The sequence below is a fragment of the Leisingera sp. JC1 genome, from assembly GCF_001679925.1.
Classification (GTDB): Bacteria; Pseudomonadota; Alphaproteobacteria; order Rhodobacterales; family Rhodobacteraceae; genus Leisingera.
The window spans coordinates 20,699-44,021 of record NZ_LYUZ01000013.1; the positions used below are offsets into that span (position 1 = coordinate 20,699).

General features: G+C 64.8%; 21 protein-coding genes. 9 read left to right on the forward strand and 12 right to left on the reverse strand.

What is annotated here, in order from left to right:
* Window positions 1-35 precede the first annotated feature (35 nt).
* Window positions 36-329: a putative quinol monooxygenase gene (locus A9D60_RS03055; RefSeq protein WP_065266250.1), complete on the forward strand. Its 294-nt coding sequence runs from the start codon at window positions 36-38 to the stop codon at window positions 327-329.
* Between the two features lie 5 nt (window positions 330-334).
* Window positions 335-769, forward strand: coding sequence for a MarR family winged helix-turn-helix transcriptional regulator (locus A9D60_RS03060; RefSeq protein WP_065266251.1), 435 nt, complete (start codon window positions 335-337; stop codon window positions 767-769).
* Window positions 770-847: 78 nt separating this feature from the next.
* Here A9D60_RS03060 and A9D60_RS03065 read toward each other — a convergent pair whose 3' ends face one another.
* Window positions 848-1,741: a LysR substrate-binding domain-containing protein gene (locus A9D60_RS03065; protein WP_065266252.1), complete on the reverse strand. Its 894-nt coding sequence runs from the start codon at window positions 1,739-1,741 to the stop codon at window positions 848-850.
* Between the two features lie 92 nt (window positions 1,742-1,833).
* Between A9D60_RS03065 and A9D60_RS25940 the strand changes: the two genes are divergently transcribed.
* A complete protein-coding gene (locus A9D60_RS25940; RefSeq protein ID WP_141117802.1) occupies window positions 1,834-1,998 on the forward strand; it encodes a DUF1127 domain-containing protein in 165 nt (54 codons plus the stop codon).
* A gap of 60 nt (window positions 1,999-2,058) precedes the next feature.
* Here A9D60_RS25940 and A9D60_RS03070 read toward each other — a convergent pair whose 3' ends face one another.
* Both A9D60_RS03070 and murD read right to left on the reverse strand, forming a co-directional pair.
* The gene (locus A9D60_RS03070; RefSeq protein ID WP_065266253.1) at window positions 2,059-2,400 is read right to left on the reverse strand and encodes a thiamine-binding protein; all 342 of its coding nucleotides are present in this window, start codon (window positions 2,398-2,400) and stop codon (window positions 2,059-2,061) included.
* Between the two features lie 19 nt (window positions 2,401-2,419).
* Complete coding sequence (murD, locus tag A9D60_RS03075) at window positions 2,420-3,817, reverse strand: UDP-N-acetylmuramoyl-L-alanine--D-glutamate ligase (RefSeq protein WP_065266254.1); 1,398 nt, start codon at window positions 3,815-3,817, stop codon at window positions 2,420-2,422.
* A 130-nt stretch (window positions 3,818-3,947) separates the two neighbouring features.
* On the opposite strand from murD, the gene A9D60_RS03080 reads away from it, so the two are divergent.
* A complete protein-coding gene (locus tag A9D60_RS03080) occupies window positions 3,948-4,862 on the forward strand; it encodes a glutaminase (RefSeq protein WP_083194093.1) in 915 nt (304 codons plus the stop codon).
* Window positions 4,863-5,441: 579 nt separating this feature from the next.
* On the opposite strand, the gene mraY is transcribed toward A9D60_RS03080, so the two are convergent.
* The 8 genes from mraY to A9D60_RS03120 form a co-directional block, all read right to left on the reverse strand.
* A complete protein-coding gene (gene mraY / locus A9D60_RS03085) occupies window positions 5,442-6,524 on the reverse strand; it encodes a phospho-N-acetylmuramoyl-pentapeptide-transferase (protein WP_065266256.1) in 1,083 nt (360 codons plus the stop codon).
* Between the two features lie 21 nt (window positions 6,525-6,545).
* Complete coding sequence (locus A9D60_RS03090) at window positions 6,546-7,946, reverse strand: UDP-N-acetylmuramoyl-tripeptide--D-alanyl-D-alanine ligase (protein ID WP_065266257.1); 1,401 nt, start codon at window positions 7,944-7,946, stop codon at window positions 6,546-6,548.
* On the reverse strand, window positions 7,943-9,430 hold the full coding sequence (locus tag A9D60_RS03095; RefSeq protein ID WP_065266258.1) for a UDP-N-acetylmuramoyl-L-alanyl-D-glutamate--2,6-diaminopimelate ligase: 1,488 nt from the start codon (window positions 9,428-9,430) through the stop codon (window positions 7,943-7,945). Before A9D60_RS03095 ends, A9D60_RS03090 begins: the two co-directional genes overlap by 4 nt.
* Before the next feature lie 17 nt (window positions 9,431-9,447).
* Window positions 9,448-11,232 (reverse strand): peptidoglycan D,D-transpeptidase FtsI family protein, encoded by a 1,785-nt coding sequence (locus A9D60_RS03100; RefSeq protein ID WP_065266259.1) that lies wholly within the window; start codon window positions 11,230-11,232, stop codon window positions 9,448-9,450.
* On the reverse strand, window positions 11,229-11,579 hold the full coding sequence (gene ftsL, locus A9D60_RS03105) for a cell division protein FtsL (protein WP_065266260.1): 351 nt from the start codon (window positions 11,577-11,579) through the stop codon (window positions 11,229-11,231). Before ftsL ends, A9D60_RS03100 begins: the two co-directional genes overlap by 4 nt.
* Window positions 11,576-12,568, reverse strand: coding sequence for a 16S rRNA (cytosine(1402)-N(4))-methyltransferase RsmH (rsmH, locus tag A9D60_RS03110; protein WP_065266261.1), 993 nt, complete (start codon window positions 12,566-12,568; stop codon window positions 11,576-11,578). The genes ftsL and rsmH overlap by 4 nt, the downstream gene beginning before the upstream one ends.
* Window positions 12,569-12,571: 3 nt before the next feature.
* Entirely contained in the window at window positions 12,572-13,075 is a 504-nt protein-coding gene (gene mraZ / locus A9D60_RS03115; protein ID WP_083194085.1) for a division/cell wall cluster transcriptional repressor MraZ, read from the reverse strand.
* Window positions 13,076-13,924: 849 nt separating this feature from the next.
* Window positions 13,925-14,989: an Mrp/NBP35 family ATP-binding protein gene (locus tag A9D60_RS03120; protein WP_065266263.1), complete on the reverse strand. Its 1,065-nt coding sequence runs from the start codon at window positions 14,987-14,989 to the stop codon at window positions 13,925-13,927.
* A gap of 342 nt (window positions 14,990-15,331) precedes the next feature.
* Between A9D60_RS03120 and A9D60_RS03125 the strand changes: the two genes are divergently transcribed.
* The 3 genes from A9D60_RS03125 to A9D60_RS03135 all read left to right on the forward strand — a co-directional run bounded on the left by A9D60_RS03125 (window position 15,332) and on the right by A9D60_RS03135 (window position 17,506).
* Window positions 15,332-15,541, forward strand: a complete 210-nt coding sequence (locus A9D60_RS03125) for a DUF1127 domain-containing protein (protein ID WP_065266264.1) — start codon at window positions 15,332-15,334, stop codon at window positions 15,539-15,541.
* A 312-nt stretch (window positions 15,542-15,853) separates the two neighbouring features.
* Window positions 15,854-16,642, forward strand: a complete 789-nt coding sequence (locus A9D60_RS03130; protein WP_065266265.1) for a phosphodiesterase — start codon at window positions 15,854-15,856, stop codon at window positions 16,640-16,642.
* Window positions 16,643-17,506: an EamA family transporter gene (locus A9D60_RS03135; RefSeq protein ID WP_065266266.1), complete on the forward strand. Its 864-nt coding sequence runs from the start codon at window positions 16,643-16,645 to the stop codon at window positions 17,504-17,506.
* Between the two features lie 95 nt (window positions 17,507-17,601).
* Here the strand turns inward: A9D60_RS03135 and A9D60_RS03140 are convergent, their stop codons facing one another.
* Window positions 17,602-19,959, reverse strand: a complete 2,358-nt coding sequence (locus tag A9D60_RS03140) for an ATP-dependent helicase (protein ID WP_065266267.1) — start codon at window positions 19,957-19,959, stop codon at window positions 17,602-17,604.
* Between the two features lie 206 nt (window positions 19,960-20,165).
* Here A9D60_RS03140 and A9D60_RS03145 point away from each other — a divergent pair, with 206 nt between their 5' ends.
* Together A9D60_RS03145 and A9D60_RS03150 are read left to right on the forward strand one after the other, a co-directional pair.
* A complete protein-coding gene (locus tag A9D60_RS03145; RefSeq protein WP_065266268.1) occupies window positions 20,166-21,965 on the forward strand; it encodes a sensor domain-containing diguanylate cyclase in 1,800 nt (599 codons plus the stop codon).
* Between the two features lie 81 nt (window positions 21,966-22,046).
* On the forward strand, window positions 22,047-23,192 hold the full coding sequence (locus A9D60_RS03150) for an alpha-hydroxy acid oxidase (RefSeq protein ID WP_065266269.1): 1,146 nt from the start codon (window positions 22,047-22,049) through the stop codon (window positions 23,190-23,192).
* Window positions 23,193-23,323 lie beyond the last annotated feature (131 nt).

Consider the following 23,323-nt stretch of genomic DNA (forward strand, 5'->3'; position numbering starts at 1 on the left):
ATTTGGTTATCATGATAACATAATTGGAGTTTCCCATGACAAAACCTTTTCAACTGATTGCCAAAATCACCCCGAAACCGGAGTACATGGAGGACGTTCGCCAAAACATCCTCGGCATTCTCGACCGGACGCGCGCCGAGCCGGGCTGCCTGAAATTCAAGCTGCTCCAAGGCCGCGACGGCAGCTGTTTCTACCTGGATGAGGAATGGGCCAGCGACGAAGCGCTGGCGGAGCACTATGCCGCGCCGTATATCGCCCCCGTCTTTGCCAAATACGAGGACTGGCTGGCAGCACCGGTAGAGATCCACAAGATGACACCGCTGGCCTGACCGCGATGTTCTTCCTCAAGGAACTTCCCTCCCGGCAGATGGTTGAGACCTACGCCGCGCCTTACGGCGCCAATCCGGCGCATGTTATCGGGGCCCTTCGGATGATGCGCAGCGCCAGCCTCCTGATCCGCAAGATTGAGGCTTACTTTGCAGCGCACGGCCTGTCGCAGCTGCGGTTTCTGGTCCTGATTGTGATCGACAGGGAACCGGAGCGCAGATCACTGACCCCGAATGAGATTGCCCTGCGTATCGATGTGTCCAAACCGGTCATGACGCGCACCCTGCAATCCCTTCAAAAGGACGCGCTGATCACCATTCTGGCCAGCCCGTCCGACAAGCGTTCAAAGGAGGTCTCGCTTACCCCGCAGGGCCTGCAGCGCCTGCAAGACACCCTTCCAGGATACTACAAAATTTTGTCTGAGGAGATGGAGAACAATTAGCCGAGGCAGACGCGGCCAGTCCGCACAGGCTGGCTGCCCCCGCGCCAGTTGAAGCCCTCCGCCCTCGCCCGCCGGACTTTACCCGGCCAGTTCCGCCACCTCCGCCAGCAGCCAGCTGCGGAAGGCGGCTATGGCCGGCGCGTCGCGGCGCGCCTCCGGGTAGACCAGCCAGACCGAGATATCATCCTCCGTCACCAGATCGAACGGCTGCACCAGCGCGCCGCTGGCAATCAGGCCGCGGGCATAGGCTGGTGTCAGCAGGCAGGCGCCTTGTCCAGCCAGCGCCGCCTGCACCTCCAGCATCTGGGTGCCAAGGCTGTGCTGCTCCGCCGGTTTTGGCGGCTCCACGCCGGCAGCCCGGAACCACAGGGCCCAGGCCGGGTCGCCCGCATCCACCCGCGGCACCCGCAGCAGGTCGGCCGGTTCCCTGATGGGGCCGTAAGCCTCCATCAGCGCCGGTGTCAGCAGCGGCGTGTAGCTGCCGCGGATCAGCAGGTCCGCCGCCAGCCCCGGCCAGCTGCCGCGCCCGGCCCGGATCGCCACGGTGGCCTCCCCCGCCAGCAGATCCGCCACCCGCGGGTTGACATCGACCCGGGTGGTGATGCCCGGATGCGCGACCTGAAACTGCCCCAGCCGGGGCGCCAGGATGAAGGCCGCAAAACTGGTGAGGGTGCTGATCACCAGTTCCTCGCCACCGCCGCGCAGGTCCGCCCAGCCTTGGCGCAGCAGATCCAGCGCCTCGGCAGCATGCCGCTGCAACAGCTTGCCCGCGGCCGTGGGCTCCACCCCGCGCGGCAGCCGTTTGAACAGGGGCTGCCCGGCCCGGTCCTCCAGCAGCTTGATCTGATAGCTGACGGCGGCCTGCGTCATCGCAAGCTCCTCCGCCGCGCGGCTGAAACTGCCCAGCCGGGCCGCGGCCTCAAAGACGCGCACCGCCTGCAGCGGCGGCAAGGGGTTTATAGAGCGATCCATAAACAGAGCTTATACCAAGACTACTGAGATTCAATTGGTCATTGACGCGGCAAACGCCCACATCTTGTTCACACAGAACAAGGATCACCCCCATGACTGAAATGCTTTCGCAGATGAACCTCTGGCACGCTATCAACGGAATTTTTACCTCTCCCCACCGCCGGGGCGATCGGGTCAGCCAAGCCGCCAGTCAGCAGCTGGCCCGCAGGCGGCTGAGCCACCTGCCAGAGCACCTGCTGCGGGACATCGGCCTGTGAGCCGGCTTGTGAGAAAGGCTCAGGAAATCAGCCGGGGCATCCTGCCCCCGGCCGCTTCGCTCATTCCCCGATGAACACCTTGTTGTTCGGCGTCACGCCGCGGGTATAGGTGCAGAAGGTATCATGCGCCTCAGGCGTGGTGGTGTGGATCTTGATATTGGTGATCACCTCCACCGCGCCGAACTCCAGGCAGGCTTTCTCTGCCTGTTTGACGACCTCCAGCAGGTGATCCAGCTCCCCCTTCATGGTGGTTTCCATCGCCCCCACCTGAAACGGCACGCCCGCGGATTTCACCTCCGCAATCGCCGCGTCCACCGCCTCGAAGTTGTTGCCTTCGCGCAGGCGCGGAATGACCTGAAAGGCCAGCATAACGGTGTTTCCTGTTGCAGTGCCTGCAGTCATGCCTGTCTCCTCCTGCGGCTTAGCCCAGCCGTTTCTTCACCTCGGCCACGAAATCATCGCCGCGCTGCTCGAAGTTGTCGTACTGGTCAAAGCTTGCGGCGGCGGGTGCCAGCAGCACCGTGTCACCGGCCTCAGCCTCCGCCATGGCGCGCTGCACCGCTGCGGCCATGGTGGTGCAGACCTCGGCCTCCACGTCCAGCTGCAGCGCGAACCCTGCCGCCTCGCGGCCGATCACATAGGCCTTTTGCACATTGCCGGTCTGACCCTTCAGCGCATCCAGCCCGCCGTCCTTTTCCAACCCGCCGCAAATCCAGCGGATGTTCTTGAAGGCGCTCAGCGCCTTTACCGCGCTGTCCAGGTTGGTGGCCTTGCTGTCATTCACATAGCGCACGCCATCTGCCTCGGCGATGGTCTGGCTGCGGTGCGGCAGGCCGGGGAAGCTGGCCATCGCCTCGCCGATCAGCCGCGGTGCCAGCCCCAGGGTGCGCGCCGCCGCATAGGCCGCGCAGGCGTTCTGGTGGTTATGCGCGCCCGGCAGGCCCATCATCTCCCGCAGGTCGATCGAGGCCGCCTGCCGCCCCTTGCGGTACTCGCTCAGGAAGCCCTTTTTTGCGAAGACCTGCCAACCCGGTCCGGTCAGCTTGCGCGCGGCGGACACCCGGATCACCCGGTCGTCCCCCAGCCCCTCTGACAGCTGGCCCGCCAGGAACAGCCCCTCATCCTCGTCGATGCCAATGACAGCCCGGTCCGGCCCGCCCTCGGCGAACAGGCGGCGCTTGGCCGCGAAATAGCCGCCGATGCCGCCGTGCCGGTCCAGATGGTCGGGAGACAGGTTGGTGAACACCGCCACATCCGGGGTCAGCGCGCGCGCCAGCTCGGTCTGATAGCTCGACAGCTCCAGCACCACCACGCCGCCCTCGCCGGGCGGGTCTATGTCCAGCACGCCGCGGCCGATATTGCCCGCCAGCTGGCTGTCGCGGCCGGCCTCCTGCAGGATATGATGCAAGAGCGCCACTGTGGTCGATTTGCCGTTGGAGCCAGTGACCGCCACCACCCGCGGCGGCTGGTCGTACATCTGCCATTCGGCATCGGCGAAGGAGCGGAAAAACAGCCCGATGTCATTGTCCACCGGCACCCCGGCCTCGATCGCGGCGCGGATCACCGGGTTCGGCTTGGGATAGAGATGCGGAATGCCGGGCGAGGTGATCAGTGCCGCCACATCGTCAAAGGCACCGGCTTTATGCAGGTCGCGGCAGGTGAAGCCCTCGGCCTCCGCGCCCCCCCGCGCGGCCGGGTTGTCGTCCCAGCACAGCGCCTCAGCGCCGCCTGCGCGCAGGGCCCGTGCCGTCGCCAGGCCCGAGCGCCCCAGACCCAGCACAGCGACCTTGGCGCCTTCATAACCTTTGACCGGGATCATCCTCTGCCCTCCCTTAGACCTGCTGGCAGAACCGCTAACCGATCCCGCCGGCCTTTGCCAGAGCCGTCAGATTGACAAGCCCCGGCCCTTGCCCGAGATTCCGCGCAAATCAGGAAGGAAGGATATGCGCGTGGCCACGGACTTACAGGCTTTGCTCGACCGGATCAGTGCTGAGATGCAAGGCCGCACCGACCGCGGCGCCGTGGCGAGCTACATCCCGGAACTGGGGCAGATTGATCCCAACCAGTTCGCCATCGCAGTGGCCACTGCCGATGGCAGCCTGTTCCACGCGGGCGATGCGCTGACCCGGTTTTCCGCGCAGAGCATCACCAAGGTGTTCACCCTGGCCATCGCGCTTGGCCGCGCCGGCGACCAGCTGTGGCAGCGGGTGGGGCGCGAGCCCTCGGGCACCGCGTTCAACTCCATTGTCCAGTTGGAGCATGAGCGCGGCCGCCCCCGCAATCCCTTCGTCAATGCAGGCGCCATCGTCACCACGGATGAGCTGCTGGCCGGCCGCGCCCCCAAGGAGGCGCTGGCGGAAATCCTCGCCTTCATCCGCGCCGCGGCAGGGGATGAGGACATCCACATCAACAAGGCCGTGGCCAGCTCGGAGACCCGCCACGGGCACCGTAACTTTGCCCACGCCAATTTCCTCGCCTCCTTCGGCAACCTCAAGAACCCGCCGGAGAAAACGCTCGGCACCTATTTCCACCAATGCGCCACCGAACTGACCACGGTGCAGCTGGCCAAGGCGGGCCGCTTCCTGATCGGCGGCGGCGCCAAGCCTGCCCTGGTGTCGCAGGACCGGGTGCGGCGGCTGAATGCGCTGATGCTGACTTGCGGCCATTACGACGGGTCGGGCGAATTCGCCTACCGCGTCGGCCTGCCCGCCAAAAGCGGCGTCGGCGGCGGCATCCTGGCGATAGTGCCGGGCAAGGCCAGCATCGCGGTCTGGTCGCCGGGGCTGGATCACAACGGCAATTCCAAGCTGGGCACAGAAGCGATGGAGGTTTTGGCGCGCGAGATGGACTGGTCGGTGTTCTGAAAACCGGTGCACCGCACCTCTGGCACGGCATCTCTGGAGCGGCGGCGGGAGTGCGCCAACAACGTCCTTGATACCTACCTTCTTTGACCCGGTCTAAGTCCACAGCAGGCTCGGACGCAATCAAACCTCTTAGAATTGAAAGCCTCATGTTCTCTACTTAGGGCAGCGCCCGGCCCGGCGGGGCAGGAAGCGAAGCGCCCGCCCCGTGGGGGGGCGGGACGGGCGCTGCCCGGCCTTTCGGCCGGACGTTAGGCTGCAGTTGGCAGGGTGTTGCGTACCCTGCGTACGCTGCCCTCACCACATTTTCACTCTGCCGGGTTACGGTCGAACCGTTGCAACAAGAAGACCAGGAGACCGGCCCCCTCAGACCACCTCTTCATTGGGTGCAGGGCGGGCCCGCATAGGCCGATAGACGGGCACAGCCCCTTGGCAAGGGCTGTCCGATGCTCCGCCCCTCCGGCGGCGCCGCCTTCTTCTTCAAAGACAAACCGCCCGCAGCAGCAGCCCCGGGCGGTTCCATGGAAAAGAGAGTTCAAACTGCCCCGCCGAAGATACGGCGCGGCGGCCAAACGGCGTGTCTTACCGTACTTTCAGCGTCGCGAGGCCAATCATCGCCAGGATCAGCGAGATGATCCAGAAGCGGATCACGATCTGCGGCTCGGCCCAGCCCTTTTTCTCGTAGTGGTGGTGGATCGGCGCCATCAGGAACACCCGCCGTCCGGTACGCTTGAAGTACAGGACCTGAATGATCACCGACAGCGCCTCCACCACAAACAGGCCGCCGACGATGGCCAGCACCAGCTCGTGCTTGGTGGCGATGGCGATGGCGCCCAGCGCGCCGCCCAGGGCCAGCGAGCCGGTGTCGCCCATGAACACTGCCGCAGGCGGCGCGTTGTACCACAGGAAGCCCAGGCCCGCGCCGAACAGCGCCGAGCAGAAGATCAGGATCTCGCCAGTGCCAGGCACGTAATGCACGTCCAGATACTCGGTGAAGTCGACGCGGCCCACCGCATAGGCGATGACGCCCAGGGTGCCTGCCGCGATCATCACCGGCATGATCGCCAATCCGTCCAGGCCATCTGTCAGGTTCACCGCATTGGCAGCACCGACGATGACGCAGATCGAGAACGGCACGTAAAAGATCCCGAGATTGATCAGCGTGTCCTTGAACACCGGCAGCGCCAGATGGTTCTGCAAGGGCGCCGGGTGATAGGCCGCGGCCCAGACTGCCGCTATCACCGCAATCATGATCCCCAGTGCCAGCCGGACCTTGCCCGGCACGCCCTTGGTGTTCTGCTTGGAGACCTTGGCGTAATCATCGGCAAAGCCGATCAGGCCGTAGGCCAGCGTCACAAACAGCACCAGCCAGACAAAAGGGTTGTCCCATCGCGCCCACATCAGGGTTGCGGTCAGCAGCGCGCCCACCACCAGCAGGCCGCCCATGGTCGGGGTGCCTGCCTTGGAGAAATGCCCCTCCGGCCCGTCGTCGCGGATCGGCTGGCCTTTGCCCTGGCGCTTGCGCAGCACGTTGATCAGCGGCTTGCCGAACAGGAAGCCGAAGATCAGCGCGGTCATGAAGGCGCCGCCTGCACGGAATGTGATGTAGCGGAAGAGGTTGAAAACATCCCCCCCGTCCGACAAAGCGGTCAGCCAATAGAGCATCTGGGCCCTTCCCTCGTTCTCTTACGCGTTTTCTTGTGTGGGGGTGGAGTGACCCATTTCGCGGATGCCGTCAACAATCCTGGCCAGCGCCATGCTGAGCGAGCCCTTGGCCAGCACGATGTCGCCGCCTTGGATTTCATCTGCGAGGCCGGGCACTGCCTCGGCACTGGTTGCAAACCATCCGCCGCGCTTTTCCTTGGGCAAGGCATCATACAGCGCCTGCATCAGAGGGCCTATGCAATGAATTTTGTCGATGCCCCGCACCGCGTCCAGATCCGCCAGGCCGGCGTGCAAGCCCACTTCCTGCGGGCCAAGCTCCTTCATGTCGCCCAGATAGGCGATCCTGCGCCCCTGCCCCGGCGTGGCCGCCAGCACCGCCAGCGCTGCCGCCATTGAGGTCGGGTTGGCATTGTAGCTGTCGTCCAGCAGGGTGATGGCGCCGCTCTCCAGTTGGATACTCTCACGCACGCCGCGGCCCTTGACCGGCGACCACAGGGCGAGGCTTTCGACCGCTTTGACAGGATCAGCACCCAAGGCTTCAACACAGGCCAAAGCGCCCAACGCATTCATTGCGAAATGGGCGCCAAGCGATTGAATATGCAACTCAACCTCGCGGCCATTGGCGGTGGCGCGGGCGACGGTTTCCTCACCCTCAATCCCGGCGGACTGCAGAGTGTAGTCTGCCGCGCTTTCGCCAAACCAGCGGGCGGTTGCACCCAGGTCCGCGGCCACATCCCGCAGCACATGCGCTTCTGCGACATCGGCGTTCAGCACCGCGACGCCGCCGGGCTCCAGCCCTTCCATGATCGCGGCCTTTTCGCGGGCGATGCCCTCGACGTTTTCAAACGCCTCCAGATGCACTGCAGCGACCGTGGTCACCATCGCCACATGCGGACGCGCCTGTTTTGCCAGCGGTGCGATTTCACCAGGGTGGTTCATGCCGATCTCGATCACCGCAAACTCGGTATCGCGCGGCATGCGTGCCAGCGTCAGCGGCACGCCCCAGTGGTTGTTGTAGCTGGCAACCGCCGCATGAGTGCGGCCCTGATCGGACAGCATCCGCGCCAGCATTTCCTTGGTCGAGGTCTTGCCGACCGAGCCGGTCACCGCAACGACCTTGGCCTGCGCCCGCGCCCGCGACGCGCGGCCCAGGGCCTCCAGCCCCGCCTGCACGTCGTCAACAATCAGCAGCGGCGCATCCGCAGGCACTCCATCCGGAACGCGGGAAACTAGCGCCGCGCCTGCGCCCTTTTCCAGCGCCTGCGCTACGAAGTCATGGCCGTCGCGCGCGGCTTTCAGCGCCACGAACATGTCGCCGGGTTCGATGGTGCGGGTGTCGATCGACAGGCCGGAAACAGACCAGTCCCCCTGCGCCTTGCCGCCGGTGGCTGCAGCGGCCTCAGATGCGGTCCAAAGGCTCATGCGATCCTCCCGTCCAAAGCTGCCACAGCAATGCTGGCCTGCTCCACATCGTCAAACGGCAGCACCGTGTCGCCCACGGTCTGGCCGGTCTCATGGCCCTTGCCGCAGACGATCAGCGCGTCACCCGCCTGCAGCATGTCGGCGCCGCGCAGGATCGCCTCGGCACGGTCGCCGATCTCGATACAGTCCGGCGCGCCGCCCTTGACCGCGGCGCGGATGATGGCCGGGTCCTCGCTGCGGGGGTTGTCGTCGGTGACGATCACCACATCGGCGTTCTCATGCGCCGCCTGCCCCATCAACGGGCGTTTGGTGGTGTCGCGGTCGCCGCCGGCGCCAACGATGGCAATCAGCCGGCCCAGCACATGCGGGCGCAGCGCCTTGATGGCGCTGGCAACGGCATCGGGCGTATGGGCGTAATCCACAAACACGGCTGAGCCATTGTCGCGCGACGCCGCCAGCTGCATCCGGCCGCGCACTGTGGTCAGATGCGGCAGGGTTTCAAACACCCGCTCCGGGTCCTCGCCGCCGGCAATCACCAGCCCGCAGGCCAGCAGAACGTTTTCCGCCTGGAAGCCACCGATAAGGTTCAGCCGCACCTGATACGGTTTGTCATGCCAGGAGAACCGCACGTCCTGTCCGGTGCCGTCATAGCGCATCCCCATCAGGTTCAGATCGCCGAGGCCCCGGCCGACAGAAATCACCTCCTGCCCGCGGGCGGCGGCGACGGCGCGCATCTCGGCCCCGCGGGGGTCGTTCATGTTGATGACGGCAACGCCCTCATCCGGCAGCACCCGGCGGAACAACCCCGCCTTGGCGGCGAAATAGGCGTCAAAGGTCTCGTGATAGTCCAGGTGGTCCTGGGTGAAATTGGTAAAGCCGGCGGCGGCCAGCTGCACCCCGTCCAGACGGCGCTGGTCCAGCCCGTGAGAGGAGGCTTCCATTGCCGCGTGAGTGACGCCTGCCTCTGCCGCAGCGGCCAGCGCGCGGTGCAGGGTGATGGGTTCCGGCGTGGTGTGGGCCAGCGGGTAGCTCCAGGCGCCTTCGATGCCGGTGGTTCCCATGTTGACGGCCTCATGGCCCAGCTCGGACCAGATCTGGCGCACAAAGGTCGCCACGGAGGTCTTGCCGTTGGTGCCGGTGACCGCCACCACGGTCTGCGGCTGGCCGCCGAACCACAGGGCGGCGGCATAGGCCAGCGTCTGGCGCGGGTCCTCAACCACCACCAGCGCGGCGTGGCTTTCATCCAGCACCTTGGCGGCGATTTCCGCCCCTGCGGCATCGGTCAGGATGGCTGTCGCACCTTTTTCCAGCGCGCCGGGAATGAACTTGGCGCCATGCACCTGGCTGCCCGGCAGGGCGGCAAACAGGAACCCGTCGCGCACCTCGCGGCTGTCCACCGCCAAGCCGGAAATCTGCGGATCAGCGCCGCCGCGGGCAGTGAGCCCCAATTGGCTCAGAGGCTGGTCTGGTCTGCTGCTGCTCATGGCGGCCCTCACCTGTGTCAGTTCGAGGTGAGGGTTATACCAGTCACCTCTGCGGGTTCAACTTGCGGACGCAGCCCCAGCAGAGGCGCGACACGTCCGATCATTTCGGCGGCCACCGGGGTGGCGGTCCAGCCGGCGGTGCGGCGCTCCTCGCCGTGGGCGATAATAGACGGTTCGTCCAGCGTCACGATCAGCACGTATTTCGGGTCATGTGCCGGGAAAATAGAGGCAAAAGTGGCGATCACCTTGTCATCATAGTAGCCGCCGCGGGGCTTGGGCTTGTCGGCGGTGCCGGTCTTGCCGCCCACCTGATAGCCCTCGACCTCGGCAAAAGAGGCGGTGCCCTCGCTCACCACCTTGCGCAACATCTTGCGCGCGGCGGCGGCGGAGGCCTCGCTCATCACGCGCTGGCCCAGCTGCGGGCTGGTCTGTTTCAGAATCGTCGGTGCCACGTAACGGCCGCCATTGGCCACCGCCGCATAGCCCGCCGCCAGATGCATCGGCGTGGTGGAGATGCCGTGGCCGTAAGAGATGGTCATCGCCGACAGCTCCGACCAGTTGGCGGGCAGCAGCGGCTTGCCGCCTGCGGCCTCGGAAATCTCGAACGGCGTCGGGTCCAGCATCCCCAGCGTGTCGAGGAACGATTTCTGCCGCTCCACCCCGATCTGCTGCGCCAGCCGCGCGGTGCCGATGTTGGAGGATTTGACGATGATCTTGGTCACCGACATCTCGTTGCCGTAGTTGCGGAAATCGCGGATCGCAAAACGGCCCCAGCGCAGCGGGCCGCGGGTGTCGATCACGGTATCCGCGTTGACCAGCCCCAGGTCCATCGCCTGCGCGGCTGTGAAGATCTTGAAGGTGGAGCCGAGTTCATACACGCCCTGCACCGCGCGGTTGAACAGCGGGCTGTCGGAGGGGTCAAAGCCGGAGGTCGGCGGGCGCGGCCGGTCATTGGGGTCGAAGTCCGGGAAGGAGACCACCGAGATCACCTCGCCCGTATGGGCGTCCATCAGGATCGAAGTGGCGCCCTTGGCGTTCATCAGCTTCATGCCGCCATAGAGCACCTGCTCAGCCGCCGCCTGCACGGTGAGGTCCAGCGACAGCTGCAGCGGCTTGCCCGCGTTGGCCGGGTCGCGCAGGTAGTCGTCGAACTGGCGTTCAACACCGGCAACGCCGATCACCTCAGCCGCGTTGACACCCTCCTTGCCGAAACCAGCACCGCCCAGCACATGGGCGGCCAGGCTGCCGTTCGGGTAGAGCCGCATTTCGCGCGGGCCGAACATCAGGCCCGGATCGCCGATGTCATGCACCGCCTGGAGCTGCTCAGGGCTGATTTTCTTCTTCACCCACAGGAACTTGCGCTTTCCTGTGAAGTCCTTGATCAGGCGCTCCCGGTCCAGGTCGGGGAAGATCTCCACCAGCTTTTCCGCAGCACCGACGGGGTCGATCATCTGCGGCGGCTGGGCATAGAGGGAATGGGTTTCGAAATTAGTGGCCAGCAGGCTGCCGTTGCGGTCGACGATATCGGCACGCTGCGCGGCGATGGCGGCGCCGGGCACGCTGGCCACGGGTTCGGCCGGTTCCGACACAGCGGTCATGCCCATGCGGGCGATAATCGCGCCAAAGGCGCAGACAAAGAACAGGCCGAGCACCAGAAGCCGTCCCTCGGCGCGCTGGCGGGCCTGCACCTGCATCTCATGGTGGCGCAGGCTGATGTTTTCCTCTTCGATCACATCCGGGTTTTCCCCGCTTGCGCGGGCGTGGAGGATGCGGGCCAGCGGGCGGAGCGGCGTGCGGATCATGGCTGGCTCCCTGCGTTCAGGCCGGAGACCTCAACCTCGTTTTCGATCTCCAGCTCCGGCGGTGCCGGGTAGGAGACCTCATCGACGCGGCCGAACTGGTCCGGGCGCAGCGGCAAGAGGCCGAGGTTGTCGAAGTTGATCTCTGCCAGCTCGCGCAGGCGCTGCGGGCGGTTGAGGTAGGCCCATTCGGCGCGCAGGACGCTGAGGCGCACCTGGGCGGCGCCGATTTCGCGCTGCAGCGCGCGGGTGTCTTTCAGCACCTGCTGGGTGGCGTAGTTTTCGCGGTAGGCCCAGAAGGCGAGGCCGAAGACGGCCAGGCAGGTAGCGGCATACAGCAAAGTCTTCATTTGCGCGCCTCTTTCAGCTGCGGCATTCCAAGTTCCTTGGCCGAGATCGGCCCCGGCGCGGCACCGGTGCGGCGCCCGACCCGCAGGCGGGCAGAGCGGGAGCGCGGGTTTTCGGCCAGTTCCTGATCATCCGGCCCCACCGCCTTGCGGGTGACCAGTTCGAACTGTGACGGCGCCTCTTCCTGCTCCGGCGCCCAGCGGTTTGCACGGCCGGTCTTGCCCGCGCGGTGCTGGAAGAAGCGTTTGACCATGCGGTCCTCGACCGAATGGAAGGTGACCACGGCCAGCAGGCCGCCGGGCTTCAGCGCCCGTTCGGCGGCCAGAAGCCCTTCGAACAGCTCGTCATATTCGGCGTTCACCGCGATGCGCAGGCCCTGGAAGCTGCGGGTCGCGGGGTGCGACTGGCCGGGCTTGGGGCGCGGCAGGCAGCTCTCGATGATGCCCGCGAGGCGCAGGGTGGTGGTGATCGGCTCGATTGCGCGTTCCCGGACAATCGCCTTGGCAATGCGGCGGCTGGCACGTTCCTCGCCGTAGTGGAACAGGATGTCGGCGATCTGCGCCTCTGTCAGTTCCGCGATCAGATCGGCGGCGGAAGGGCCGGACTGCGACATACGCATGTCCAGCGGGCCGTCCTTCATGAAGGAGAAGCCGCGTTCGGCCAGGTCCAGCTGCATCGAGGAGACGCCAAGGTCCAGCACCACGCCATCGAGGTCCTGGGCGTATTCATCCATGCGGGAAAAGACACCGGGCTGCAGGATCAGGCGGTCGCCGTACTCTCCTGCCCAGGGTTTTGCGAGTTCAAAGGCCAGCGGATCGCGGTCAACGCCGGTGACCTGCTCCGCACCGGCCTCCAAGAGGCCGCGGGTATAGCCGCCTGCCCCGAAGGTGCCATCCAGCCAGCGGCCCGAAACCGGCGCCACGGCTGCAAGCAGCGGGCGGAGGAGAACCGGGATGTGGGGACCATTGGCAGCTGTTTGGTCCTGGGTCATGTCTTAAGCGCCCCCGGCGCCGTCTAGGAATTCCATTGGATCGAAACCTTCTGGCAGGTCGTCCATCCACTCTTCGGCCTGGGCCAGTTCTTCCTGCTCGTAGGTTTCCGGCTTCCAGATCTGGAAGGTGTCGCCTGCGGCAATGAAGAAGGCCTCTGCCTCAAGGTCGATTTTCTGGCGCAGCTTGGCCGGCAGCACCAGGCGGCCGGTCTCGTCCACGTTGGTCGGGAACGACTGGCCGTGGAACATGCGCTGCAGCATCTTGCGCTGCATCGAGCCGCGCGGGAGCTGGTCGATCTTGGCGTCGACCTCCTCGATCGCCTCTATAGTATAGCATTCCAGGAAGTTGCGGCGCTGGTCGCCGTAGACGATCACCAGTTCGGGGTTCTGGCCGGGCTGCCAACTGGGATCGGCGGCCTCCAGCACACGGCGAAAGGAGGCCGGTATCGACACCCGCCCCTTTGTATCCACCTTGTGGTGGCTTTCGCCTCTGAACCTGCGGCCCAATTTCCCGTCCTTTTCGCGCGTCCCTCGCGTTAATCCGTCCCCCAGAATGAAAAGGGGCGGGTTGATCTGCTGCCACTGATCAACCCGCCGCCTTGGCCCGCTTTGCGGGATGTCCGACTGCACGCGCCACCTGGGGGGATGTCTGCTCGCCCGCGCGCCGGATCTCTTGTTCGATGAAAGCGAAGGCCTGTATGAAACCTGCTTGTTTTGTTTTTGGCTCTGGGGTCGTTTGGCGCCCCGTCCCTCGTCTCATCTGATGAACTAGGGATACTATGGGAATTGATGGGCTCGCAACTGTTTTCTGCGGGAAAGCGTCGAATCCTTGACAAGGCTTCCATGGAATTTCTTAGGATTCGCGGCACATTTAGGGTTAATCCGGGAACTTGTAGTGAATAAACCCAGCGCAAACACTAGATATAGATGCGAGTTGCAGGGGCAATTTTTTTCCCATAGTTTCCCGCGATTCCACAGATACGGCGATCAGATTTCAGAAAGTTCCCGTTACGTTCACAACCTGGAGCGAGAAACGCCTCTGAAATCGCCCCGCAAAAGCGTTTCAACACGCAGTGATTCGCAACTTCAAGGGGTGTTTTGCGGAAAGAGGGCCATGATTTCCCATACCGCCCATGATTTCCCAGCCGTCCCGTGAATTCCCAGCCATCCCACGCTTTCCCAGCCGTCCCATAAGTTCCCGCCCGGAGCAGCAAGTGCCATGCGGTCCCATTTCTGGCGGGCAATCCCATCTGCGCCCGTTTGGCTGCACGCAACCGGTCCGCCGTCCTGTCAAACAGAAATGGCCCGCCAGAACGGCAGGCCAGTCAGGGCGCGTCATTTCCGTATGTGAATGCCTCAGGCCATGCCGCCGCCGATCAGGCCCTCGGCAATGCGGGCATAGGCCTGGGCCATCGGCCCCTCGCCCGCCGCTATGGGCGTGCCGCTGTCGCCGGCCAGGCGGGTCTCCAGATCAATCGGCAGGGCACCCAAAAGCGGCAGGCCCAGGGTCTCTGCTTCAGCCGCGACGCCGCCATGGCCGAAGATGTGATGCTCCCCGCCGCAATCGGGACAGGTGAAGAAGGACATATTCTCAATCAGCCCCAGCACCGGGGTTTTCAGCGTGTTGAACATGTCCAGCGCCTTGCGCGCATCCAGCAGCGCCACGTCCTGCGGGGTGGAGACGACGATGGCGCCGGACAGTTCCGCCTTGGTGCAGAGAGTCAGCTGCACGTCGCCGGTGCCGGGCGGCAGGTCGACGATCAGCACGTCCAGTTCGCCCCAGTTCACCTGCCCCAGCATCTGCTGCAGCGCGCCCATCAGCATCGGGCCGCGCCAGACCACGGCCTTGGCGTCATCCACCATGAAGCCGATCGACATCAGGGTGACACCATGGGCGTGCAGCGGCTCGATGATTTTTCCGTCCGGACTGGCGGGCCGCCCCTTGGCGCCCATCATCCGGGGCTGGGACGGGCCGTATATATCTGCGTCCAAGAGGCCGACCTTCCTCCCCTGTTTGGCCAGTGCCACCGCAAGGTTCGAGGACACGGTGGATTTCCCCACCCCGCCCTTGCCGGAGGCGATGGCCAGGATGCGTTTGACGCCGGCAGGTTTCAGAGGTTCAGCCTGCGGCTTCGGGTGGCCGCCGACCTTGAGGCTGGGCGCGGGCTGCTGCGGCGCATGGGCGGTCAGCGCGGCGGAGACGGTTTCGACGCCGTCCAGCGACAGCACCGCGGCCTCGGCAGCCTTGCGCAAGGGCTCCATCAGTTTGGCGATCTCAGGGCTTGGCGCCTCGATTACAAAGCTCACCTTGCTGCCCTCGATGCGCAGCGCGCGCAGCATGTCGCGTGAGACCAGCGTGCCGCCGTCCGGCAGCGCCAGCCGTTCCAGCACCGCGCGAATCTGTTCCTGTGTGACACTCATTGCTGCTCTCCTGCGTCAAATCCGGCCCATATATATGTGCGCCCCGGCGCGCAGGAAACCCGGCCTGCACGTTTGCCGCATCCATAGGGTGGCGGATATGTCAATCCGCAGCTGCGGGAGCCATGCCCTGAGCGCGGGGCATGCCTGAAAATTATACAGGTGCTTAAGAGGCCGCCGAAAATCTTGGCCAATTACAAAGACCTACCCTGCGTCACCCATGCATATGCCGCATAGCAGCAATGACGAAGTGCGGGATTGTGCATCCGCAGCATTTCCTTAAATTGTCATTCAAGAAACGCCACAGCGGCACATGACGAGACGGTTAGACGAAGGAACAGAACGATGGCAGCAGCACAACAGATCTCCGCGGTGAGCTTTGCATCCCCGCTCGGCTTCCTGGATGCCCTGCTGGTCAAGTTCMCCCGCTACCGCCTGTACCGCCAGACCGTGAACGAGCTGTCCGCGCTGACCGCCCGCGACCTGGCAGACCTGGGCCTGAACCGGTCCGAAATCAAGCGCGTCGCCTATCAGGCGGCCTACGAGAACAACTGATAGAGATCAGGCTCCTTCTCCTCCTCCCTTGAAGAGCCTGTGTTCTGCGGCGGCATCCTCCTCCTCCCTGATGCCGCCGCACCCTATACCGGCCAAAAGCCGGGCTTGGATCACCGGGATCTCCTCCTCCCTGATACCCGGTGTATGACAGAACGGCGGTGCCCCTCCTCCTCCCTGGGCGCCGCCGTTTCTTGTTTTTGGGCCAGGATTGCCGCGTGCCGGCCGGGGCGCTGACGTTTTCGCGCTATCCCTTTCTTGCATCTGCTGATTTTATCGCCGGCACATGCAGCAGCGATTTGCGGGACCGGCGTCATGAAATTCATTCATCTGACAGATATCCACCTGATGGCACCGGGGGTGCCGCTGAACGGCGGCGATCCGGCGGCGAATCTCAGCCGGGTGCTGGCGGATATTGCCGAGTGGCACGCGGACGCCGCGTTCTGCGTGATATCGGGTGATCTGGCGGATGAGGGCGATCCCGCGGCCTATGGCTGGCTGCAAGAGCAGCTGGCGGCGTTCCCGCTGCCCGCGTTCCTGATGCTGGGAAATCATGATGTGCGGGAGAATTTCCTGAGCATCTTTGCGGATCATCCGCGCGACGGCGGCGGATTTGTGCAGCACAGCCACGAGGCGGGCGGCGCGCGGTTCCTGTTCCTTGATACGCTGACCGGCGGGTCGGATGTCCATGACGGCGAGTTGTGCTCCGCGCGGCTGGCCTGGCTGGAGGCGGAGCTGGAAGCCGCAGGCGATGCGCCGGTATTCCTGTTCCTGCATCATCCGCCGTTTGATATCGGGCTGCCCTATGTGGATGACATCAAGCTGCGCGATCCGGAGGGCTTTCACGCGGCGCTCAGGAAGGGGCGCAACATCCGCCACATCTTTTACGGCCACATCCACCGGATGACCTACGTGAACTGGCGCGGCTACAGCTTCACCTCGCTGCCCAGCACCAACCACCAGATCCCGCTGGTGCCGGAACGGGCCGGGAGCGAATACTGCGTCGAGCCTGTGGCCTATGGCGTGGTGCAGGTGAGCGATGACCAGGTGACGGTGCATTTCGATGCCTACCTGGACCGGCCCGGCCAGGGGGCTGTCTCCTAAGTGGAACTGCTGTGGATCCTGCTGGTCCTCTTGTCGGCGGTCACCCACCCGCTGCGCGACCTGACGCTGAAGGGCGTGGCGCATCCGGTGTCCTGCTACACCGGGGTGTGCCTCAGCTGGGTGGTGTTTGCCGCTGTGCATATGGCGCTGGCAGGGCAGACCCCTGCCCTGCCCGCCGGTGTCTGGGTGCTGGTGCTGGCCTCGGCGCTGGGGCTGACAGTCTACTACTACGGCACCCTGTCGGCGCTGCGGCGGGGGAACTTGTCGGCTTATTACCCGATTGTGCGCTCTTCGCCCTTGGCGATTGCGGCGTTCAGCTGGCTGGTGCTGGACCGCAGCTATACCGGGGCAGCCCTGCTGGGGATGGGGCTGATCATCTGGGCCGGGCTGATGATCCAGAAGAGCAAGGGGCGGCTGCTGGATGATCCGCGCGCCTTTGCGATGGCGGCGATGGCGATGCTGGGGTCGGCTGCCTATTCGATTTCCGATGCGGCGGCGATGCAGGGCACCACCAGCGCGCCGTTCCTGTTCTGGACCTATATTCTGGTGACGGCGGCGATGGGGGCCTTGCGCGCCTGGGAGGACCGGGGGCAATCGGCGCCGCTGCTGGGCGTGGTGCGCGGCTGGGCTCAACACCCCTGGCGCATCCTGTTTGCGGGGCTGTCGTCCTACTTGTCATACCTCTTGATCCTGCGGGTGTTCCAGCTGGGCGCAGAGGCGGCGGCGGTGAGCGCAGTGCGGCAGGTGTCGATCCCGGTGTCGGTGATCCTGGCGGCACTGGTGCTGAAGGAGCCGCGCGGCCTCAGCCGCCTGGGCTGGGCGGTGCTGATTGCCGCGGGCATTGCAATGATTGCGCTGTATTAAGCCGCAGGCCGCCCCGCCTCTCACGAACTTCAGTGGAAAGGGGGGGGCGCAGGCGCGGCGGGCAGCCGGTTTAACCACATCTCGAGCGTGGAAGATCAGAACGGGACGTCGTCCGGGGCCGTAACAAACTTTGCCACTACCTTCTTGGGACCCGCTTTCTCGAAATCGATTTCCAGCTTGTCGCCCTCGATGCCGGTGATGGCGCCATAGCCGAACTTCTGGTGGAACACGCGCTCTCCCATCGTGAAGCTGGAGGTGGCGGTGAGGTCGATCACCGAGCTCTTGCTCTCCTTGGGCTGGGACATGCCGTACTGGCCTGCACGGGCCTGCATCCGTTTCCAGCCGGGGGAGTTGTAGCCGTCGGCCTGGGCCACGCGCTCGTCGATGGTGGAACGGACCTGTGCGGCACCTGGAGCCGCCGCGCCGTAGCCGCCGCCGTAGAGGCCCGGCGGGGTCAGCACCTCAACGTGTTCCTCCGGCAGTTCATCAATGAAGCGGGAGGGCAGCTGCGATTGCCATTGGCCGAACACCCGGCGATTGCCGGCAAAAGAGATGGTGCAGATCTGCTCTGCCCTTGTGATGCCGACATAGGCCAGGCGGCGTTCTTCCTCGAGCCCCTTGAGGCCGCTTTCGTCCATCGAGCGTTGCGAGGGAAACAGCCCGTCCTCCCAGCCCGGCAGGAAGACGGCGGGAAACTCCAGGCCCTTGGCGGCGTGCAGGGTCATGATCGAGACCTTCTCGTCCGCGTCCTGCTTGTCGTTGTCCATCACCAGGCTGACATGTTCGAGAAAGCCCTGGAGGTTCTCGAAGCTCTCCAGCGCCTTCACCAATTCCTTGAGGTTTTCCAGGCGGCCCGGTGAATCCGGGTTCTTGTCGTTCTGCCACATGGTTGTGTAGCCCGACTCGTCGAGGATGATCTCGGCCAGTTCCATATGGGTGATGTCCGCGTCGCCGGCCATGCGGCCCCAGCGGGCAATGCCCTCGACCAGCTCGCGCAGCTTGCCTGCGCCCTTGCCCTTGATATGGCCGCCTTCAACTGCCAGCCGGGCGCCTTCGACCAGTGAGACGCCGTTCTCGCGGGCAATCATCTGGATGGTCTGCTGCGCCTTGTCCCCCAGGCCGCGTTTTGGCGTGTTGACGATGCGTTCAAACGCCAGACCGTCATCAGGCGAGACCACAACGCGGAAATAGGCCATGGCATCGCGGATCTCCATCCGCTCGTAAAACCGCGGGCCGCCGATCACGCGGTACGGCAGGCCGATGGTCAGGAAGCGGTCCTCAAACGCGCGCATCTGGTGGGAAGCGCGGACCAGTATCGCCATGCTGTTGAGGCCGATGGGCGCCTGCCCGCGGGTGCCGCGCTGCATCGATTCAATTTCCTCGCCGATCCAGCGGGCCTCTTCCTCGCCATCCCAATGGCCGATCAGGCGGACCTTTTCGCCGTCGCCGGCATCGGTCCACAACTCCTTGCCCAGGCGGCCGGCATTGCCGCGGATGACGCCTGCTGCGGCGGCGAGGATATGGCCGGTGGAGCGGTAATTCTGCTCCAGACGGACCACCATGGCACCGGGGAAATCCTTCTCGAACCGCAGGATGTTGCCGACCTCGGCGCCGCGCCAGCCGTAGATCGACTGGTCGTCGTCACCAACGCAGCAGACATTCTTGTGCGCGCCGGCCAGAAGCCGCAGCCAGAGGTACTGGGCGACGTTGGTATCCTGGTATTCGTCCACCATGATGTAGCGGAACCAGCGCTGGTACTGCTCCAGCACGTCCGGATGATTCTGGAAGATCGTCACCATGTGCAGGAGCAGGTCGCCGAAATCGACCGCGTTCAGCTCGCGCAGGCGGGTCTGATACTGGGCGTAGAACTCGGTGCCGCGGTTATTGTAGGCGCTGGCGTCGCCTGCGGGGACCTTCTCCGGCGTCAGGGCGCGGTTTTTCCAATCGTCGATGATGTTTGCCAGCATCCGCGCGGGCCAGCGCTTGTCGTCGATGCCCGCGGCCTGGATCAGCTGTTTCAGCAGCCGGATCTGGTCGTCGGTGTCGAGAATGGTGAAGTTCGATTTCAGCCCCGCCAGTTCGGCGTGGCGGCGCAGCAGCTTGACGCAGATCGAGTGGAAGGTGCCGAGCCAGGGCATCCCCTCGACTGCCTGGCCGAGCATGCCTGCAACCCGCTCCTTCATCTCGCGGGCGGCCTTATTGGTGAAGGTCACCGACAGGATCTCGTTCGGTCGCGCCCTGCCGGTGCTGAGGAGATGCACAATGCGGGTGGTCAGCGCCTTGGTCTTGCCGGTTCCGGCGCCGGCCAGCATCAGCACCGGGCCATCGAGGCATTCCACCGCCTCCCGCTGGGCGGGATTCAGCGTGTCCAGATAGGGCATCACCCGCGCGCCCATGGCGCGGGACGACAGCGATGCGCCCTCAAAGGCGTCCATTTCGTCAAAACTGCTCATGGCCGTGATCCTAGCGTGTTTCAGGTCCGGCGGAAAGGGGACGTTCACAGTCTGTTCACTTGTCCGCCCGTAGTATCCGCGCCCGGCGTCAAGACCTGCTTTCACTTGCATTTTGCCTATTCGGCACAAGCGCAGGGCGGCATCTTCATGTTCTGTAAAGGCTAACGCGCAATTCTAGCGCAAACGCCCAATGCCAGAGGACCACCATGACACAGGGGACGGCCCGGAAGCTGATATCCAGGCTCAAAACATTTTCAATGCTGCCGCTGCTGCTGGCGGCGGCCGGCCTGAGCGCCTGGGCGGTCTATTCTGTGCCGGCACCCATTGTGGACCGGATGCTGGAAGCGGACCTGCGCAAGCAGGCCGACACCTGGCGGCGGGCGGTTCTGCTGCATCTTGAAAACAGCAAGGATGCCTTTGTGCTTGGTGATCTGGATGAGCACGACCAGGAATACCTGGGCCTGGTGCCGGAAACCTCGGATGTGTACCGGCTGAAACTGTTTGAGGCGGATGGCACCATCTTCTGGTCGACCCGGCCCGAGGAAATCGGTGAGCGCAACACCAAGCCGTATTTTCAGTCCGTCGTCTCGCAAGGGCTGGTTTATTACAAGCATGAGGAAAAGCCCGCGACAGAGGTGGACGGGCTGCGCACCGCGGCCAATGCGGACGGATCGATTCCGAACCGCGACGTGGCCGAGGTCTACTCCCCTGTTCTGCATGACGGCATCTTCATTGGCGCCATTGAGTTCTATTCGGACATCACCGACACGCGGAACACCTTCATTACCCGTGTCCGCATCTCGCTGGCCCTGATTTCTCTGGTCACCGTGGCAGCGATGACCATCGTGTCGGCTGTTATTTACAAGGCCAACCGCCGCAGCCTGCGGCAGGTCGAGGAGCGTTCCGCCCGCGATCAGGAGGCGATGGCGAACCAGCTGCAACTGGCGCGGGAGGTGAAGCTGCTGGGCGAACTGAACGAGTGGCTGCAATCCTGCCGCTCACTGGGTGAGCTGTTTGACATGGTGTCGGAGTTCATGGGCCATCTGCTGCCGGATGCAGAAGGCAGCATCTATGTGTTCTCTAATTCGCGTGATGTGCTGGATGGATGCTCCAGCTGGAACGGCGGCAGCCACAAGGACCATATCCAGCCAGGCGAGTGCTGGGGCCTGCGCCGCGGGCGGACCTATGAGTTCGGCGCCTCGGAAGTCGAGTTCACCTGTGCCCATGCAGAACCGCACGACGGGCGCCCCTATTTCTGCTTTCCGATTCTGGCGCATGGCGAGACGGTGGGCCTGATGCATCTGCGGGCGCGTCCCAGCCGGGCCGGGGATTTTGCCGGCTGCAAGCAATTGGCGCAGATGTGCGCCGAGCAGATCAGCATGGCGATTGCCAACGTGAAGATGCGCGATCAGCTGCACGACCAGTCGGTGCGCGATTCGCTGACCGGGCTGTTCAACCGCCGCCACATGACCGAATCCCTGCGCAAGTTCGTGGGCGCCAGCCAGAACAGCGGCAAGCCGCTGAGCGTGGTGTCGATCGACGTCGATCACTTCAAGAAGTTCAACGATAACCACGGCCATGATGCCGGCGACATGGTGCTGCGCGCTGTTGGCGCCGCGATGGAGCAGGCCTGCGATGGTGACGAGGTGGCCTGCCGCCCCGGCGGCGAGGAGTTCGCACTTCTTCTGCCGGGCGTGAGCCCGGACGATGCCATCACCAAGGCGGAGCTGCTGCGCCAGTCCATTGAGGACGTAGTGGTGCGCTATGGCGAAAAGGCGCTGCCGCGGATCTCGATCTCACTCGGGGTGGCCCATTACCCGGCGCATGGCACCATGCCGCAGGATCTGCTGCGCGCCTCGGATGAGGCCCTCTATGAGGCGAAGGCCAAGGGCCGCAACCAGGTCTGCGTCGCCGAAGGCGCCAGCCCCCTGCCCCGCAACCCGGCAGCGCTGCCAGTTGCAGACAGCGCAGAGGATGCTGAGGACCGGCAGAAAGGCGCGGCGTAAGCCTCGGCTGGCCGCCAGCACCCGTTGCAGGCGCCGGCACTTTGCCTTGCACAATCGTTCACGGAGCGTACCAATGCGCAGATGGATCTGCATCAGACATATCCGGGCCTGGATGACCTGAAACGCCGCGCCCGGCAGCGGCTGCCCAAGTTTGTCTGGGAGTATCTGGACAGCGGCACAGGCATTGAATCCGCCAAGGCGCAGAACCGCGCCGGGCTGGACCGGATCGGCATGCTGCCCTCGGTGCTGCACGGGCCGCTGGAGACCGACCTATCCGTTGATCTGCTGGGCACGAAGCACGCTTTCCCCTTCGGGGTCGCTCCTGTCGGCATGTCCGGGCTGATCTGGCCGGATGCGGAGGGCATCCTGGCCCGCAGCGCCAGAACGGCAGGCATTCCCTATTGCCTGTCCACCGTGGCCAGCCAATCGCCTGAGGACCTGGCGCCGCATCTGGGGGCAAATGCCTGGTTCCAGCTGTACCCGCCCAAGGATGAAGGCATCCGTGCCGATATGCTGGCGCGGGCGAAGGACGCCGGGTTCCGCACCCTGGTGCTGACCGTGGATGTGCCGGTGGCCTCGCGCCGGGAACGGCAGACGCGTTCCGGCCTGACGCAGCCGCCGCGGCTGACCCCGCGTCTGCTGGCCCAGATCGCCATGCGGCCTGCCTGGGCGCTGGGAATGGCCCGGGCCGGGATGCCGCATATGCGGACCTTGGACAAATACATCAGCGGCGAACAGACCAACCTGCCACCAACGGCGCATATCGGATACCTGCTGCGCACCTCTCCCGACTGGGAATACGTGCACTGGCTGCGGCGCAACTGGGACGGGCCGTTTATCATCAAGGGGGTGCAGCGGGCTGCGGATGCGCAGCGGCTGCAGGAGGCCGGCGCAGATGCCATCTGGCTGTCGAACCACGGCGGCCGCCAGTTCGACGGCTGCCCGCCTGCCATCAGCCTGCTGCCGGAGATCCGCGAGGCCGTCACCGTGCCGGTGGTCTTTGACAGCGGCATCGGGGGCGGGCTGGACATCCTGCGGGCGCTGGCGCTGGGGGCGGATTTCGTCATGCTGGGGCGCGCCTTCCACTATGCGCTGGCTGCCCTGGGCGATGCCGGGCCGGCGCATCTGATCAGCATCCTGGCCAAGGACCTGGAGGCCAATATGGGCCAGCTGGGCCTGTCCAGCCTGGCCGGGGCATGCGGATTGCAAACCCGTCAACTGGGCTGATTGCGCACCCGGCCGGCGCTTTTTGCGCGAATTCGCACGAATTGCGCCAAAATGACGCACACGCAGCGTCACTTTGCGCTGCACCGCAACAAAAAAAGTTACAAAATCATGCTGCATGTGCAGAATTTCTG

Coding starts and splice junctions, on each gene's coding strand:
- A9D60_RS25940 (WP_141117802.1), top strand. CDS start 1,834: ATGACTGAAATGCTTTCGCAGATGAACCTCTGGCACGCTATCAACGGA.
- A9D60_RS03055 (WP_065266250.1), top strand. CDS start 36: ATGACAAAACCTTTTCAACTGATTGCCAAAATCACCCCGAAACCGGAG.
- A9D60_RS03070 (WP_065266253.1), bottom strand. CDS start 2,400: ATGACTGCAGGCACTGCAACAGGAAACACCGTTATGCTGGCCTTTCAG.
- A9D60_RS03060 (WP_065266251.1), top strand. CDS start 335: ATGTTCTTCCTCAAGGAACTTCCCTCCCGGCAGATGGTTGAGACCTAC.
- A9D60_RS03090 (WP_065266257.1), bottom strand. CDS start 7,946: ATGAGCCTTTGGACCGCATCTGAGGCCGCTGCAGCCACCGGCGGCAAG.
- A9D60_RS03065 (WP_065266252.1), bottom strand. CDS start 1,741: ATGGATCGCTCTATAAACCCCTTGCCGCCGCTGCAGGCGGTGCGCGTC.
- A9D60_RS03145 (WP_065266268.1), top strand. CDS start 20,166: ATGACACAGGGGACGGCCCGGAAGCTGATATCCAGGCTCAAAACATTT.
- A9D60_RS03150 (WP_065266269.1), top strand. CDS start 22,047: ATGGATCTGCATCAGACATATCCGGGCCTGGATGACCTGAAACGCCGC.
- A9D60_RS03140 (WP_065266267.1), bottom strand. CDS start 19,959: ATGAGCAGTTTTGACGAAATGGACGCCTTTGAGGGCGCATCGCTGTCG.
- murD (WP_065266254.1), bottom strand. CDS start 3,817: ATGATCCCGGTCAAAGGTTATGAAGGCGCCAAGGTCGCTGTGCTGGGT.
- rsmH (WP_065266261.1), bottom strand. CDS start 12,568: ATGACCCAGGACCAAACAGCTGCCAATGGTCCCCACATCCCGGTTCTC.
- mraY (WP_065266256.1), bottom strand. CDS start 6,524: ATGCTCTATTGGCTGACCGCTTTGTCGGACGGGGGGGATGTTTTCAAC.
- A9D60_RS03100 (WP_065266259.1), bottom strand. CDS start 11,232: ATGATCCGCACGCCGCTCCGCCCGCTGGCCCGCATCCTCCACGCCCGC.
- A9D60_RS03120 (WP_065266263.1), bottom strand. CDS start 14,989: ATGAGTGTCACACAGGAACAGATTCGCGCGGTGCTGGAACGGCTGGCG.
- A9D60_RS03095 (WP_065266258.1), bottom strand. CDS start 9,430: ATGAGCAGCAGCAGACCAGACCAGCCTCTGAGCCAATTGGGGCTCACT.
- ftsL (WP_065266260.1), bottom strand. CDS start 11,579: ATGAAGACTTTGCTGTATGCCGCTACCTGCCTGGCCGTCTTCGGCCTC.
- A9D60_RS03130 (WP_065266265.1), top strand. CDS start 15,854: ATGAAATTCATTCATCTGACAGATATCCACCTGATGGCACCGGGGGTG.